Source organism: Frigoribacterium sp. PhB160, from assembly GCF_003751785.1.
In the GTDB taxonomy this organism is placed as follows: Bacteria; Actinomycetota; Actinomycetes; order Actinomycetales; family Microbacteriaceae; genus Frigoribacterium.
Genome location: NZ_RKIE01000002.1, coordinates 186385 through 201308, shown reverse-complemented (window position 1 = coordinate 201308; position 14924 = coordinate 186385). Strand labels below are relative to the sequence as shown.

13 protein-coding genes are annotated in these 14924 nt (G+C 75.3%); 8 read left to right on the top strand and 5 right to left on the bottom strand.

The window, feature by feature from the left end:
• Positions 1-71: 71 nt before the first annotated feature.
• From EDF38_RS09960 to EDF38_RS09945, 4 genes are read left to right on the top strand one after another with little or no spacing between them, the layout of a single operon-like run.
• Positions 72-5582, top strand: a complete 5511-nt coding sequence (locus EDF38_RS09960) for a DUF6531 domain-containing protein (protein ID WP_123355291.1) — start codon at positions 72-74, stop codon at positions 5580-5582.
• 49 nt (positions 5583-5631) lie between these two features.
• Positions 5632-5976 (top strand): hypothetical protein, encoded by a 345-nt coding sequence (locus tag EDF38_RS09955; protein WP_123355290.1) that lies wholly within the window; start codon positions 5632-5634, stop codon positions 5974-5976.
• Positions 5977-5992: 16 nt separating this feature from the next.
• Positions 5993-6379: a hypothetical protein gene (locus EDF38_RS09950; RefSeq protein ID WP_123355289.1), complete on the top strand. Its 387-nt coding sequence runs from the start codon at positions 5993-5995 to the stop codon at positions 6377-6379.
• Between the two features lie 24 nt (positions 6380-6403).
• Positions 6404-6712: a hypothetical protein gene (locus tag EDF38_RS09945; protein ID WP_123355288.1), complete on the top strand. Its 309-nt coding sequence runs from the start codon at positions 6404-6406 to the stop codon at positions 6710-6712.
• An 89-nt stretch (positions 6713-6801) separates the two neighbouring features.
• Here the strand turns inward: EDF38_RS09945 and EDF38_RS09940 are convergent, their stop codons facing one another.
• The 3 genes from EDF38_RS09940 to EDF38_RS09930 are packed head-to-tail and all read right to left on the bottom strand — an operon-like array spanning position 6802 to position 8121.
• Positions 6802-7257 carry a hypothetical protein gene (locus tag EDF38_RS09940; protein WP_123355287.1) on the bottom strand — a complete coding sequence of 152 codons (456 nt, stop codon included), beginning with the start codon at positions 7255-7257 and terminating at the stop codon, positions 6802-6804.
• Positions 7258-7300: 43 nt separating this feature from the next.
• Entirely contained in the window at positions 7301-7486 is a 186-nt protein-coding gene (locus EDF38_RS09935; RefSeq protein ID WP_123355286.1) for a PspC domain-containing protein, read from the bottom strand.
• A gap of 56 nt (positions 7487-7542) precedes the next feature.
• Positions 7543-8121, bottom strand: a complete 579-nt coding sequence (locus tag EDF38_RS09930) for a hypothetical protein (protein ID WP_123355285.1) — start codon at positions 8119-8121, stop codon at positions 7543-7545.
• 252 nt (positions 8122-8373) lie between these two features.
• Between EDF38_RS09930 and EDF38_RS09925 the strand changes: the two genes are divergently transcribed.
• The 3 genes from EDF38_RS09925 to EDF38_RS09915 all read left to right on the top strand — a co-directional run bounded on the left by EDF38_RS09925 (position 8374) and on the right by EDF38_RS09915 (position 12178).
• On the top strand, positions 8374-10101 hold the full coding sequence (locus EDF38_RS09925) for an ABC-F family ATP-binding cassette domain-containing protein (RefSeq protein ID WP_123355284.1): 1728 nt from the start codon (positions 8374-8376) through the stop codon (positions 10099-10101).
• A complete protein-coding gene (locus EDF38_RS09920) occupies positions 10098-11372 on the top strand; it encodes an SGNH/GDSL hydrolase family protein (protein ID WP_123355283.1) in 1275 nt (424 codons plus the stop codon). Before EDF38_RS09925 ends, EDF38_RS09920 begins: the two co-directional genes overlap by 4 nt.
• Before the next feature lie 65 nt (positions 11373-11437).
• Entirely contained in the window at positions 11438-12178 is a 741-nt protein-coding gene (locus EDF38_RS09915) for a ZIP family metal transporter (RefSeq protein WP_123355282.1), read from the top strand.
• A 101-nt stretch (positions 12179-12279) separates the two neighbouring features.
• Here EDF38_RS09915 and EDF38_RS09910 read toward each other — a convergent pair whose 3' ends face one another.
• Positions 12280-12876: a hypothetical protein gene (locus tag EDF38_RS09910; protein ID WP_123355281.1), complete on the bottom strand. Its 597-nt coding sequence runs from the start codon at positions 12874-12876 to the stop codon at positions 12280-12282.
• A gap of 267 nt (positions 12877-13143) precedes the next feature.
• Here EDF38_RS09910 and EDF38_RS16300 point away from each other — a divergent pair, with 267 nt between their 5' ends.
• The gene (locus tag EDF38_RS16300; RefSeq protein ID WP_255409854.1) at positions 13144-13269 is read left to right on the top strand and encodes a hypothetical protein; all 126 of its coding nucleotides are present in this window, start codon (positions 13144-13146) and stop codon (positions 13267-13269) included.
• 228 nt (positions 13270-13497) lie between these two features.
• On the opposite strand, the gene EDF38_RS09905 is transcribed toward EDF38_RS16300, so the two are convergent.
• A complete protein-coding gene (locus EDF38_RS09905; RefSeq protein ID WP_123355280.1) occupies positions 13498-14850 on the bottom strand; it encodes an MFS transporter in 1353 nt (450 codons plus the stop codon).
• Between the last annotated feature and the right edge of the window lie 74 nt (positions 14851-14924).

Genomic DNA, 14924 nt, shown 5'->3' with positions numbered 1-14924 from the left:
CGCCCCGAGGCGGTCGAGGCCGGGGGACGTCCGTCGGTCCGGGGAACGTCTGATCAGGGGGAGCACCACGCATGAGCGACATCGGGGGAGCGGAACCGCTCGACTTCGACTACGGGACGGCGGAGTCCGTCGCCACGGCGTTCACGAACGCCGCGTCGACGGTGGAGGGGCAGACGGGCTCACGGGCCTCGTACGTCGCCACCGCGCTGACCGACTTCCGCGGCCGGTTCTCCGAGCTGTTCACGACGAACGCCTCGACGGCCTCCACCGACGCCGGCGAGCTGGCCACGCGCCTCCGCGAGGTCGCCGGCTGGGCCGACCAGCTGGCCGAGTCGGCCCGCGAGGAGGACGCCCGACGACGCCGCGCCCGCGAGTGGCAGGAGCGTCACGACTCCCGCAACGGCTGGGAGCAGGTCGGCGACTTCCTCTTCGGCGAGGAGGAGATGCCCCGCGAGCCCGTGGGCGAGGCGCCGACCTTCGCTCCGGCCGTCCTCGACCCCGGCACCCGCGAGACCCCGCCCCCCGGCACCGGCGGCGGCGAGGGCGGCACCTCGTCGGCCCGTCCCGACGACCTCCGCTCGTTCGCGACGGGCACCTCCGGGCTGAACGCCGCGCTCGCGGGCCTGCCCGGCACCCTCCGCGGCAAGCTCGCCGACTTCGCCGCGCAGTGCAAGTGGGGCACGCTGCGGGCCGACGGCCTCGTGACGGGCTTCGAGCGCTGGTCGACGGCGAACGACGCCGACGTCACGTGGGCGAACACCGTCGCGACCGCCTTCGAGCAGGCCGGCAGCGCCTCCGAGGTGTCGACGCTCTCCGACTCCGCCCTGCTCGCCGCCCTCCAGGCCGCCGGAGTCAGCGCCGGCCGCGACGACCTCGCCATCGAGCCGGCCCAGGCGTACGGCATGCCGCCGACGACCGGCTACTCGAACGACCCGGTGAACACGTCGACCGGCAACTTCCTCGAGACCGAGACCGACCTCGCCTTCGCGGGGGCCAGCACGTCGCTGCGCGTCTCGCGCACCTACAACTCGCTGTCCGACGCCGTCGGCGTGTTCGGCCCGGGCTGGGCCTCCGTGCTCGAGACCCGCCTCGAGCTCGACGACGAGGGCGCCACGGTGACGCTGGCCGACGGGCGCGCGCTGCTCTTCCCCCGCCTCGGCGACGGCTGGGACCACGCGGTCGGCGAGAACCACCGCCTCGCCGCCGAGGGCGACGCCCTCGTCGTCCGCGAGCCCGGCGGGACCTGGTGGCGCTTCACGCCCACCGGCACCTGGACGGCGAGCGGAGGAGGCGCGGGCACGGTCGTCGAGGCCGCCCGCGACGCCGACGGCCTCGTCACCCGCCTCAGCCACGCCCGCGGTCGCTGGATCACGGTCGACCACGTCGACGGCCGCGTCGCCGTCCTCACCGGCTCGGACGGCCGCCGGGTGGAGTACGCCTACGACGACCACGGACGCCTCGTCGGGGCCACGACCGAGGTCGGCACCCGCACGTACGCGTGGAACGACGCGGGCCTCGTCGAGTCGGTGACCAGCGCCTCCGGCGTGGTGGAGGCGCACAACGCCTACGACGACCGGGGCCGCGTCACGACGCAGCTCACCCCGCACGGCCGCACCGTGCGCTTCGCCTACCTGCCCGGCCGGGTCACGGTCGTCTCCGACGCCGACGGCTCGCGGTCGAACAGCTGGATCGCCGACGCGAAGGGCCGCCTCGTCGGCGTGCTCGACTCCGACGACCGCCGCCAGTCGATGAGCTACGACGCGCGGGGCAACCTCGTCTCCGTCGTCGAGCGCGACGGCTCGGTCACCGTGCACGGCTACGACGAGCGCGGGCGCCGCGTGCGCACCGTGACGCCGTCGGGCGCCGACCTCACCTGGGGCTGGGACGAGCACGACCGCGTCACCACCGTCGTCACCGAGCAGGGCGCCGTCGTCACGTACGAGTACCCCGACGACGTGCAGCGCGACCCGTCGGTCGTCGTCGACCCCGAGGGCGGCCGCAGCGAGCTGCACTGGGCGGACGGCCTGCTCGTCCGCGTCGTCGACCCGACCGGGGTGACCGTCACCTGCCGCCACGACGAGCACGGCGACCTCGTCGAGACCGAGAACGCGCTCGGCGACGTCGCCCGCATCGAGCGCGACCGCGCGGGCCGACCCGTCCGGGCCGTGAGCCCCTCGGGCGCCGTCACCGAGTACACGTACGACGCGGCGGGCCTGCTCGCCTCCCGGCACGACGCCGACGGAGCCGTCTGGCGCTTCGAGCACGGGCCCGGCGCCCGCCTCGCCGCGGTCGTCGACCCGCTCGGCGCCCGCACCGAGCTCGCGTACGGCGTGCACGGCGACCTCGAGTCGACCACCGACGCCCTCGGCCGCGTGGTCACCCGCCGCCTCGACGACCAGGGCCTGCTGCGGTCGCTCGAGCTGCCCGACGGCGCCGCCTGGACCTTCGCGCACGACGCCCTCTCGCGCCTCCGCGGCATCACCGACCCGACCGGCGCCACCTGGACCCGCGAGCACGACGCCACCGGCGCCGTGACCGCGCTCGTCGACCCGACGGGCGTGCGACAGGACGTCACGACCGACCCGGCCGACGGCACCACCACGCTGCGCGACGCCTTCTCGACGACGACGCTGCACCACGACGAGTTCGGCCGCCCGACCACGACGGCGAGCGCCGACGGCACGAGCGAGCTCACGAGCTACGACCGCTGCGGCCGACCCGTCGAGCTCGTCGACGGCGAGGGCGGCCTCACGCGCCTCGAGCGCGACGCCGCGGGCCGCGTGGTCGCCGTCGTCTCCCCCACCGGGGCGCGCACGACGTACGAGCACGACGCCTGCGGCCGCCCGTCGGCCAGCGTCGACCCGCGCGGCGCCCGCACCACGCTCACGTACGACGCCGACTCGCGCGTCGTCGCCCGCACCCTCCCCACCGGCGAGGTCGAGCGCCTCACCTACGACGCCGTCGGTCGCGTCGTCCGCCGCCGCACCCCCGGACTCGGGGAGGCGCGTTACCGGTACGACCTCGCCGGTCGCCTCACCGGCACGCAGGACGTCCGCCACGGCCGCCGCGAGTTCCGGTACGACGCGGCCGGCCAGCTGGTCGAGGCGGTGGACGGCCTCGGGGGCGTCACCCGGTACGCCTACGACGAGCGGGGCCGCGTCGCGACGGTCACCGACCCGCTCGGCGGCGTCACGCGGCGCACCTACGACGCGGCCGACCGCGTCGTCGCCCTCACCGACCCCCTCGGCCGCACCACGACGGCGACCTACGACGCCGCCGGCCGCCAGCTGACCCAGACCGACCCCGACGGGCACGTCGTCGGCTGGTCGTACGACGCCGCGGGCCGCGAGGCCGGCACGAGCGTCGACGGCCGTGCCGTCTCGACGATCCGCCGCGACGTCTTCTCGCGCACCGTCGTCGTCACCGACCACACGCGCGGCGACGGGGCCGACGTCGACCACGAGCTGTCGTTCGACCGCTGCGGACGACTCGTGCGCCGCGCCCGTGGCGGCTCTGCCGTCTCGTGGGAGCACGACGCCGACGGGCGCCGCACCGCGCGCGTCAGCCCCGACGGCACGCGCGTCGAGTACCGCCGCGACGCCGCGGGCCGCGTGGTCGAGGTCGTCGACGGCACCGGGCCGACCGCGACCTTCCGCCACGACGCGTCGGGCCGCCTGGTCGGTTCGACGTCGGGCGACCTGCTGCAGACCTGGCGCCACGACGACGGCCTGCTCGTCGAGCACGTCGTCACCGACGCCGACGGGGTCCGCGCCACACGGATCGAGCGCGACGAGGCCGGGCGCATCAGCCGGGTCGACGGCGCCGACGGCAGCGCGTCGTACGTCTACGACGAGGCGCTGCAGCTGGTGGGCGTCCGGCACGACGACGGCACCGGGTCGGCGTGGGAGTACGACGGAGGCGGTCGCCTCGTCCGCGAGGACGTGGCCGGCACCGAGCGTCGCTTCTCGTACGACGCGGCCGGCCAGCTCGTCGCGGTCGAGACCACCGGCGGCGGGCGCACCGAGTTCGTGCACGACGGCCTCGGCCGACGTGTGCGCGAGATCGCCGCGGACGGCGGCTGGACCGAGTACGCCTGGAACGGCCTCGGCTACCTGTCGGGCGTCACGACGCTCGACGCCGACTCCGAGGTCACGGGGCGCACGCGCCTCTGGGTCGACGTGCTCGGCGAGCTCGCGGCCGTCGACGGCGTCGAGACCTGGTGGGACACCGCCGCCCGGGTGCCCGCCATCGTCGCGGTCGGCGACCACGACGTCCTGACGCTGCCCGGCGGGGTGACCCGCGTCGGCGGCGTCGACCTCGAGCCGGGATGGCGGGCGGCCCGGACGACCGACGCGGGCGACCCGTGGGGCGCGGGGGGCGCCTCCTCGTCGGCCGGTCTGGCCGGGGGCGACCTGGCCGCGGCCGGCCTAGCGCTGCCCGGCGGGGCGTCGCTGACGGCGTCGGGCGGGCTCAGCCTGGGCGGCCTCGACTGGCTCGGGGCGCGCGCCTACGACCCGGCGACCCGCAGCTTCCTGTCGGTGGACCCGCTGGCTCCCGTGACGGCGGCCGCGTGGTCGGCCAACCCCTACTCGTACGCGGGCAATGACCCGCTGCAGGCGCTCGACCCGCTCGGGCTGCGACCGGTCACGGACGCGGAGCTCGACTCGTACGCCCACGCGAACCAGGGGGCGTTCTCCGCCGTGGGCGAGTGGTGGGGGGACAACTGGGAATACGTCGTCGCCGGGGTCGCCATCGTGGGCGGCGTCGCGCTGATGGCGACCGGCGTCGGCGGGCCGGCGGGCGTCGCCCTGTTGGCCGCGTCGGGGGCGTTGCTGTCGGGCGGCATCTCGGTGGCGTCCCAGAAGGCGACGACCGGCGAGGTCGACTGGGGCCGGGTCGGGGTCGACGCGGCCGTCGGCGCGGCGACGGGACTCGTCACGGCCGGAGGGTCGGCGGTCGCGTCGGCCGTCGCGCCGCGCCTGGGGACTGCCGTCGCGAGCGCTGCGGGAAGAGCTGGGTCTTCCCTCGCCAACCTGGGGGGACGAGCGGGATCGGCGGTCGCCGCGGCGGGCGGCCGGGCCGTCAGTGCCGTGGGGAGCGCGGCCTCGTCACAAGTCGGCATGAGCGTGATCGCGAACTCCACGGTGGGCACGGTGGGCAACGTCGCGTCCTACGCGGTGCTCACGCCCGAGGGCGAGCGGACGCCGGAAGGATTCGGCGGCGCCGCGGCTGGAGGCTTCGTCAGCGGGTCCTTGTCGGCCTTCGGCGGCCATGGGGTGAGCCTCATGACGCGGGAGGCAGCCGCCTTCGTGTCGCCCCTGAACGGAGCGCTGAGCAACATGGCCGGTGGGCTGGTCGACAACGGGATCAGCGGTGAAGCACCCACTTCGGCTAGTGTCGGTTGGGACCTCGCGGCCGGCGCCGGGCTCTCGTACATGCCAGGGGCCCGCGACCTGGTCGGTGGTTCAGCTCCGGGGGTCTCGGCGCACGTGGGCAGCGCTTACGCGGGTCAGCACGCCGCGTGGGCCGGCGATGCCTCCGAATTCGTGCTCCAGCAGACGGGAATCCTGCCGAGTGACTGATCACGAGGAAGATCGGACCGGCGCTGGGCCGAGCTCTGAGCACGGCGACGTGGCGCTGGGACGCCGTACCAAGACGCGGGTCCTGCGGGCCAACCTGCTCGCGGTCGTCGTGGCCGTGCTCATGGCGGTGTTCGTCGTCACTCAGGTGCCGCTCTCGACCACGGCCTCGTACGCCCGTCTCAGCCAGGAGTGGCAGCTGCCGCTGGGGGTGCTGGTCGTCGTGCCCCTCGTCCTCCTGCCTCCGTACTTCTCCACGCGGAAGTCGGACGGGGCCTCCATGACGCCCACGGCGCGGCGTCAGCTGCTCATCGCGGCCCCGGCGTTCCTGGTCGTCATGCTCGTGGCGCAAGCCCTCATGAGCTGGGGATTCCTGTCCTCGGCCGGCGTGGTCTGACCGCCGCGAGCCGATCGTGACAGCCGGACCCCGCGAGGCGGCAGGGACGCCGGACGACGCCGCGTCGCGACGTGCCCTCGTCGGTGTCCGGCGCGCGACCCTCGTCGCCGTGGCCGTCGCGACGCTGACGGCCGTCGTCGTGGTCATGACCGTGCCGCTCGCCACGAGGATCGAGTACACGCGACTCAGCCGAGGCTGGGGCCTGCCCGTCGTCGTCTCGGCGGTCGTCCCGATCGTGCTCATGATGCCGTGGTTCGCGACGGCGAAGCACGGGCCCGCAGATCTGCCCGCGAGACAACGGACGGCGTTCGTCGTGGTCGCCGGGGTCTTCGTCGCCCTCATGCTCCGCGCTCAGGTCGTCATGGCCTGGGGGTTCCTCCAGGCAGGCGCGGTCGCCTCGTGACGGACCGACGCGACGGATGACCGCATGACCCGTCAGGTCGTCCTGGCCGCGCTGCTCGACCGGCTGGCCGAGCTCGTCGACGACGTCGGCGACCCCGACTTCGCCGACCGGTACCGGCGCCACGCTGCCTCGCTGCGCCTGTCTCCGGGCCGCGGCGCCGAGCGGGTCGTGGGGCGCGACGTCGTCGCCACCCTCGTGGCCGGCCCCGGGACGCTCAGCGACCGCTACCTCGTCGACGACACCGGTCGCCCCGACGCGATCCGCTCGCGGGAGTTCGTCGACCTCGTCGCCGGCGTCCGCCGCCGCGCCGGCCGACTGGCACGCCAATGGTAGAGCGGCCACCCGACGCGACCGAGGACGTCCTCGGGTTCGTGCAGGCCGTCAGGCGGACCCGCCCCCGACCGTGAGGTCGCCGTCGCGCGTCAGGACCCGAACGACTGCACCCAGGCCGTGAACGAGGCGAGGTCGTCGCCGGCCAGCACGACCTCGGGAGCACCGTCGATCGGCGTCACGAGGAACGCGATCGACCGGTCGGGGAGGTGTCCCGCCACCTCGGCGACGACCGACGACGGCGCCGCCGCCCGGGCCCACGCGAGGTGCACGAGGGGGTCGTCCCCGACGGAGTCGACGATGCCCTGACGCTCGGCCACCAGGTCGACGACCTCGTCGTGCCGCAGGACGACGCGCACGGTCGCGTCCGACAGCTCCACCGCGGCGAGGGCCTGTCGGCCGTGGAGCCCACGGCGGACGCTCGTCGTCGCGGCCGTCGCGGTGAGCCCCGCGCCCGACCACGGAGGGACCGTCGCGACCGACCGCTCGAGGGCGGCGGCCTCGAGCTGGTCGGCCTCGGCACGGGCCTCGCGGCGACGCTCGAACATCAGCTCGCCTCGCGGTGCCGGGCCGTCGTGCCGTCCGCGGGGCTCAGTGGTCGGCCTTGGGGAAGACGATCCAGAGGATCAGGTAGAGCAGCACCTGCGGCCCGGGCAGCAGGATCGACGCCACGAAGAGGAAGCGCACGAGGAACGGGCTGATGCCGAAGCGGTTCGCGAGGGCGGCGCAGACGCCCGCGATGACCTTGCCGCGGCGGGGACGAGTCAGGGTAGCCATCGCCCGAGCATGCCAGGCGACGCCGAGGCCCGTCCAGGGGACGACGGGCGGGCAGGCTAGCCGAGCGGCGTCCAGGGCAGGGTCTGGCCGTCGCCGCACGTCGCGACGACGCCGTCGGGGTCGGCGGTGTAGACCTCCGGCGACCACTGCGTCGAGACGAGGTCGGCCAGCTCGGCCGCCGACTTCGGGTACGAGACCGTGACCACGTCGTCGGCGACCTCGGGCTCGCCGGTCTGGGGCACGCTCTCGCCGTCGGCGGTGACGAGGCCGTAGCTCGTGAGGGCACCGGACTCCCACGTGGCCGACAGCCTCACGGACTCGCCGGCGTCGTCGAGCAGCGTCACGTCGTACTTGGAGCGCGCACTCGTGTCGGAGACGGGCACGCCCGTGAAGACGACGTCGTAGGCGTCGTCGGTCTCGGTCAGCTCGACCGTCCCCTCCGCCGGAGCCGACAGCTCGCAGCTCGCCAGGCCCGGCTCGCCCGCGGCCGTCGTCTCGGCGGCGACCGGCTCGTCGGTGCCCGCGGCGTCGTCGGAGGCCCCCGACCCGCCCGAGCAGCCCGCCAGCACGACGGCGAGCAGCACCGCCGCCCCCGCTCCGGCGGCCCGTCGTCCGATCGTCCCGTGTGCGTGCATGTCGTCCCCCTCAGGTCGTCGCGGCCGCCATGGCCGCTCCCCGACGATACGGGAAACGAGACAGGGTGGTCCGCCCCGTGCGGCGGGCGGGCGCCGCGGGCGCGTGTCGCGTCACGTTCTGCGCAGCGCGTGGCGGAATGACGTGACGCGACGCGCAGAACGTGACGCGGGGCGGTCGGCGGAGTGGCACGCGGGGCGGCCGGCGGGGCCCGCTCGCACCCATCACCCGCTCCCGTCCGCGAGAATCGAGGAATGAGCGCATCACTCGTGGCCAAGGGCCTCGCCGGGGGCCACGGGCACCGCACGCTGTTCGACGACCTCGACCTCACCGTCGCCCCGGGCGACGTCGTCGGGGTCGTCGGGGTCAACGGCGCCGGCAAGTCGACCCTGCTGCGCCTCCTCGCCGGCGTCGACGAGCCCCAGGCCGGCACCGTGACGCTCAACCCGGGCGACGCGTTCGTCGGCTGGCTCCCCCAAGAGCACGAGCGGGTGCCGGGCGAGACGGTCGCCGGCTACATCGGGCGCCGCACCGGCTGCGCCCAGGCCACGGCCGAGATGGACGCCGCCGCGGCCGCGCTCGGCGAGGCCGACCCGGCACCGCGCGCCGACGGGCTCGACGCGGCCGACGGCTACTCGCTCGCGCTCGAGCGCTGGCTCGCGAGCGGGGCGGCCGATCTCGACGACCGCCTCCCCCAGGTGCTCGCCGACCTCGGGCTCGGCACGGCGTCCGAGACGACCGCCCCGGGCGGAGCGGTCGACGGCGCGACCGCCTCCGTCGGGCCGCTGAGTCTCATGACCGGCCTCAGCGGAGGCCAGGCGGCCCGGGTGGGCCTCGCCGCCCTGCTGCTCAGCCGGTTCGACGTGGCGCTGCTCGACGAGCCCACGAACGACCTCGACCTCGACGGCCTCGAGCGCCTCGAGCGCTTCGTCCAGGGGCAGCGCGGCGGCGTCGTGCTCGTCAGCCACGACCGCGAGTTCCTCGCCCGCTGCGTGACGAAGGTGCTCGAGCTCGACCTGGCCCAGGCCTCGAACCGCGTCTTCGGCGGCGGCTACGACTCGTACCTCGAGGAGCGCGAGACGGCCCGCCGGCACGCGCGCGAGGCCTACGACGACTTCGCCGACAAGAAGGCCGACCTGGTCGGCCGGGCCCGCACGCAGCGCGAGTGGTCGAGCCAGGGCGTCCGCAACGCGATGAAGAAGGCGCCCGACAACGACAAGATCCGTCGCAAGGCGTCGGCCGAGTCGAGCGAGAAGCAGGCGCAGAAGGTGCGCCAGATGGAGAGCCGCATCGCCCGCCTCGACGAGGTCGACGAGCCCCGCAAGGAGTGGCAGCTCGAGTTCACCATCGGCGCCGCCCCGCGCTCGAGCGGGGTCGTGTCGACGCTCAGCGGTGCGGTCTTCCGCCAGGGCGACCCGGCGACCGGCGAGTTCGTGCTCGGGCCGGTGTCGCTGCAGGTGGCCGGCGGCGACCGCATCGGCATCACGGGCCCGAACGGTGCGGGCAAGTCGACGCTGCTGCGCGGGCTGCTCGGTCGGCAGCAGCCGACCGAGGGCACGGCCAGCCTCGGCGCGAGCGTCGCCGTGGGCGAGATCGACCAGGCGCGGGCGCTGCTCGCCGGGAACGAGCCGCTGGCCGACGCCTTCGAGGCGCTGGTGCCCGAGTGGCCCCAGGCCGAGGTGCGCACGCTGCTCGCCAAGTTCGGGCTCAAGGCCGACCACGTCTCGCGCCCCGTCGACGAGCTGTCGCCCGGCGAGCGCACCCGCGCCGGCCTCGCCCTCCTGCAGGCGCGCGGGGTCAACGTGCTCGTGCTCGACGAGCCCACGAACCACCTCGACCTCGCGGCCATCGAGCAGCTCGAGCAGGCGCTCGACAGCTACGAGGGCACGCTGCTGCTCGTCACGCACGACCGCCGGATGCTCGAGACCGTGCGCATCGACCGGCACCTGCGCGTCGAGGGCGGGACGGTGACGGAGTCGTGACCCGCCGACTCGTGCCGGGCCGCGGTGGGCGCGGTGGGCGCCTCGCCGCCGCTGCCCTGCTCGGCGCCGCGGTGCTGCTCGTCGCCGGCTGCACCGCGGGCGGCGACCCCGACCCGAGCACGACCCCGACCGACCCCTGGGCCGCGTGGGACGCCGCCCTCGCCGACGTCGACTCGTCGTCCGCCCGATGGCTCGCGGTCGGTGACAGCCTCACCGAGGGGCAGGGGGCCACCACGGTCGACGACCGCTGGATCGACCTCACCCGCGACGCCCTCCGCGACGCGCATCCCGTCGACGGCGTCGCCGGCGGCGTCGGGTACCGCCCTGCGGTCTTCGCGACCTACCCGCCCGACTCGCCGTGGGCGTCGTGGGCCGTCGAGCGCTCCGACGACGCTCGGGTCGACTTCACCGCACCGAGCCTCGGCTTCCGCGCCCTGGACCTGGCGCCGGGCGCCGTCGTGTCGTACGACGTGTCCGGCACCGACCTCGACCTCTGGTGGTCGAGCGGCGGGGGCACGTTCACCTGGTCGGTCGACGGCGCAGACCCGGTCGAGGTCGACACGTCCGACGCGGCCGCCGGGGTGAACCTCACGACCGTGACCGACCTCGACCCGGGGCCGCACACGGTCACCGTGACGGCCGAGGCCGCGACCGACGTCGTCGTGCTGCACGGCCTGACGCAGTACGACGGCGACCGCGACGCCGGCGTCGTCCTCCTCGACTCGGCCCACACCGGCTACACGACGGCCGACTTCACCGACCAGCTCGCCGGCTGGCTCGAGGCCGTCGCCGCAGCGGAGCCCGACCTCGTCACGATCACCCTCGGCGTCAACGACGCGTCGCTCTCCTCCCCCGACGAGGTCGCGGCCGACTACACGGCGTTGATCGGCGGCCTGCAGTCGCTCGACGCGCCCCCGACGGTGGTCGTGGTCGACGAGTTCAGCGCCGGGCTCGGCGACACGGCCGCGTGGCAGGGCACGCGCGACGAGTACGAACGGGCCCTGCAGGAGGTCGTCGACGACACGGGCGTCGCGAGCCTCTCCCTCGGCGACGCCCTCGCGGAGGCGACCGGAGCGGCGAGCAGCTCGCCCGGCGGCACCGCGAGCGGCACGGGCGCGAGCAGCTCGGGCGCGAGCGGCTCCGACGCGACGGCGACCCCCGCCGGCGAGGCGGCGACCCTGGGGTCGCTCATCGCCGGCGACGGCATCCACCCGAACGACGCCGGACAACGGGCGATCGCGCGCTACATGACCGAGGCGCTCAGCCGCTGACGCCGACCGTCGTCCCGCCACGGCCTGTCCCCCGGCGACGGTCGAGGCCCGGTCGACGGGACGACGTGACCTCCCCCCTCGTCCTCGCCACCCTCGCCGGGCTGCTCAGCGGCCTCTCACTCGTCGTCGGAGCCGCCGTCGCCTGGTTCGTGCGGGTGCCCCGCGAGCTCGTCGCCCTCGTCATGGCCTTCGGGGCGGGCGTGCTCATCTCGGCCCTGTCGTTCGACCTCGTCGACGAGGCGACGTCGAGCGGAGGCCTCCTGCCGACCCTCGCCGGACTGCTCGTCGGCGCCGGCGTCTACGTCGGCCTCGACCAGCTGCTCGAGCAGGGCGGGTTCCGCCGCAAGCAGCACCGCCGCGGAGGCGCGGGCGCCGGCACCGGGCTCGGCATCGCGCTCGGTGCCCTCCTCGACGGCGTGCCCGAGACCGCCGTGCAGGGCGTCAGCCTCACGGGCGGCGGCGCGCTGAGCATCGCCGTCCTCGTCGCCGTGGTCATCTCGAACGTGCCGGAGGGCATGTCGAGCACGGCCGACCTCAAGTCGTCCGGGCGCTCGGCCCGCTGGGTCTTCGGCCTCTGGTCGGGCATCGCCGTCGTGTGCGCCCTCTCCGCGCTCGGCGGCTACGCCCTGCTCGGGAACGTCCCCGAGGGCGGTCAGTCGTTCGTCATGGCCTTCGCCGCCGGCGCCATCCTCGCGATGATCTGCGACACGATGATCCCCGAGGCGTTCCGCAAGACGCAGACGCTGACCGGGCTCGTCACGGTGCTCGGCTTCGTCGCGAGCTACGTGGTGCACCAGGTCGCCTAGCGGGACGGCGGCCCCGGGAGCGGACGCGGCACGACGAGGAGGCGCGGTGCCGGGACGACCGGCACCGCGCCTCCTCGTGGGGTCGGGTGGTGACCCCGGGGTCAGCCGATCAGCGCGAAGGCGCCGTCGAGCGTCTGCTCGGTCGTGTACGGAGCGGTGTCGCCGGCGCCGGTCGCGGTGACGGCGAAGAGGCCGTGCGGCGTGACGACGGAGGCGCCGGAGACCGAGAAGCCGGTCTGCGAGGCGCTCTGCAGGAAGGCGCGGCCGTCGACGGCCGCGGCACGCTCGTCGTCGGACTCCTCGACGCCCTCGGTGGAGGCGAGCTCGTCGCCCTGCGCGGTGATGTCGTCGGCGGCGAACTCCTGCGCCTGGGCCACGGCGACGATCGCGGTGATGTTCCCCTCGGAAGCCTCGGCGGTGGGCGTGGCCCACGAGCACTGCACGGCGCCGTCCTCGAACGTGCTGGTGTCCTGCAGCTCGAGGCCCTCGGTGAAGTCGGAGAGCGCCGTGCCGACGTCCTCGCACGAGCCGAAGTCGGCGAGCTCGCCGGTCGTGGGCCCCTCGGCCGTGTCCGAGCTGGTGCCGCTCGCCTCGTCGGACGAGTCGCCGGAGCCGGTGCAGCCCGCGAGCAGCAGCGTGAGGGCGAGCGCCCCCGAGGCGACGGCGGTGAGCGCGGTCTTCGAGATGGTCGTGGTCATGCGTGGTCCCCCTGGTGCTGTGGTGTCGTGCGGCCCGCTCGGTGACGGCAGGGCCAGCGGCGCACCGACTCCCTGCGTCGGCGTGCGCCGCCACCCTACGCGGCGGCGCTGCAGGCAGGCCCGGCCCGCACGCGGGCTGCCCGGGCTGCGATGAACCCCGGGAGCCAGGGCAGGGGCCTCGGCCGCAGAGCGAAGGGCGGCGGGCGTCCCCGCACGGACGCGGCACGGGGCGGGTACCGTCGACCCTCCCTGAACGAGGAGTTCCCCATGGCTGCACTGCTTCGCCGATTCGCCCCGCTGATCATCACCTTCATCGTCCGCAAGGTCATGAAGGGCCGCGGCGGTCGCGGCGGCACCGGGACGGGCACGGGCACCACGCCCCGTCGCCGCTGACCACCCGCACGACCTCGCCCGGCGCCCCAGCACGCCGGCCCGCACGACGCCCGGCGCACCCGCGCCGGGCGTCGCCGCGTCACGGCCACGACACCCCACGAAGCCGCACGGACCCTCCCGCGCGCCGACGGGTGCCTGCGGGTCCCGAGGGTGCGCGCGGGTCCGCGGGGTGCGCACGCACCCGCGACGTGCGGGCCACGGCAGAGCGGGCTGGCGGGCGCGCCGGCCTCAGCCCCGACGCCCCCGCGCCACCAGCACCCGGTCGGTCACGACGACCACGACGAGCATCACGGCGGCGACCCCGACGTACAGCAGCGGCAGCGTGTCGAGCCCCGACCCGTCGAGCACGAGCGCGCCGATGAGCGCACCGCCGCCGATGCCGGCGTTGAACCCGGTCGTGTAGAACGCGCTCGCGAGGTCGCGCAGGCGTTCCGGCGCGACCTGCAGCATCTTCGTCTGGAACAACGGCGGCAGCGCCCCGAAGGTCACCCCCCACACGACGAACGCGATCATCGACGGCCCCGGCTGCCCCTCGAGCAGCACGAGCGCGACGACCGACACGACGACGACGCCGATCCCCACCGGGATGCTGACGCGCGGCCGCCTGCCGAGGAACCACCCGACCATCAGCAGCCCGACCCCGCCCGCGATGCCGAAGGCGAACAGGGCCGCGCTCAGCGACGACTCCGCGATGCCCGTCGACCGCACGAGGTACGGCGCGATGTAGGTGAAGAACGAGTAGTGCCCGACCATGAAGACCGCGGTGACGACGCAGCTGAAGACGACGCCGAGCACCGAGGGCGGGGGCAGGTGCCTCGAGGGCGTGGGCGACGAGGAGGCGCGCCCCGCGCCTCCTGCGCTCGTCGCGTCCGACCGCTCGGTCGCCTCGTCGCCGCCGGCAGGGGCTCCGGCCACGTCGCCGCCGACCGGGGCGGACCCCGTCGCGGTCGCCGCCGCGGCCGCCGCCGGCTCGTGCCGCGGGACGGCGGGCAGCAGCCGCCAGACGAGGACGGCGCCGAGCGCCATCGCCCCGGCGAGCACGCCGAACGCGGCACGCCAGCCGAGGGCCTGCCCGAGGGCGGTGCCGAGGGGGACGCCGAGCACGAAGGCGAGCGTGCCGCCGCTCATGGCGACCGCGAGGGCCCGGCCGACCTGCTCGCGCGGCACCAGGTGCGCGGCGTACGCGCCGCCGATCGCCCAGAACATGCCGTGCGCGAGGCCGCCGAGCACCCGCGACGCCACGACGAGCTCGTAGCTCGGGGCGATGGCGGTGAGGGCCGCGCTGACGGCGAGCACGCTGACGAGGCCGACGACCAGCAGGTGCCGCGGGAGGTTGCGCGTGAGGTGCGTGAGGGTCGTGCTCGTGAGGACGACGGTGAACGCGAAGACGCTGACGAGCAGGCCGACGGCCGACTCGGTCACGCCGAGCTCGGCGCTCATCTCGGGCAGCAGCCCGGTGGGCAGCATCTCGCCCGAGATCGAGAGGAAGGTCGCCACGGCGAGCGCCAGCAGGCCGGCGAGCGGGAACTTCTGGGGAGGGACGGTGGGAGGCGTCGAGGGACGCACGGGTGCGATGGTCATGAGGGTCTCGGTCAGTCGGCGGGCGCCGTTCCTGCGACCCGAGCCTCGGCGGTGCCGCGCTGCTCGGGGAGGAT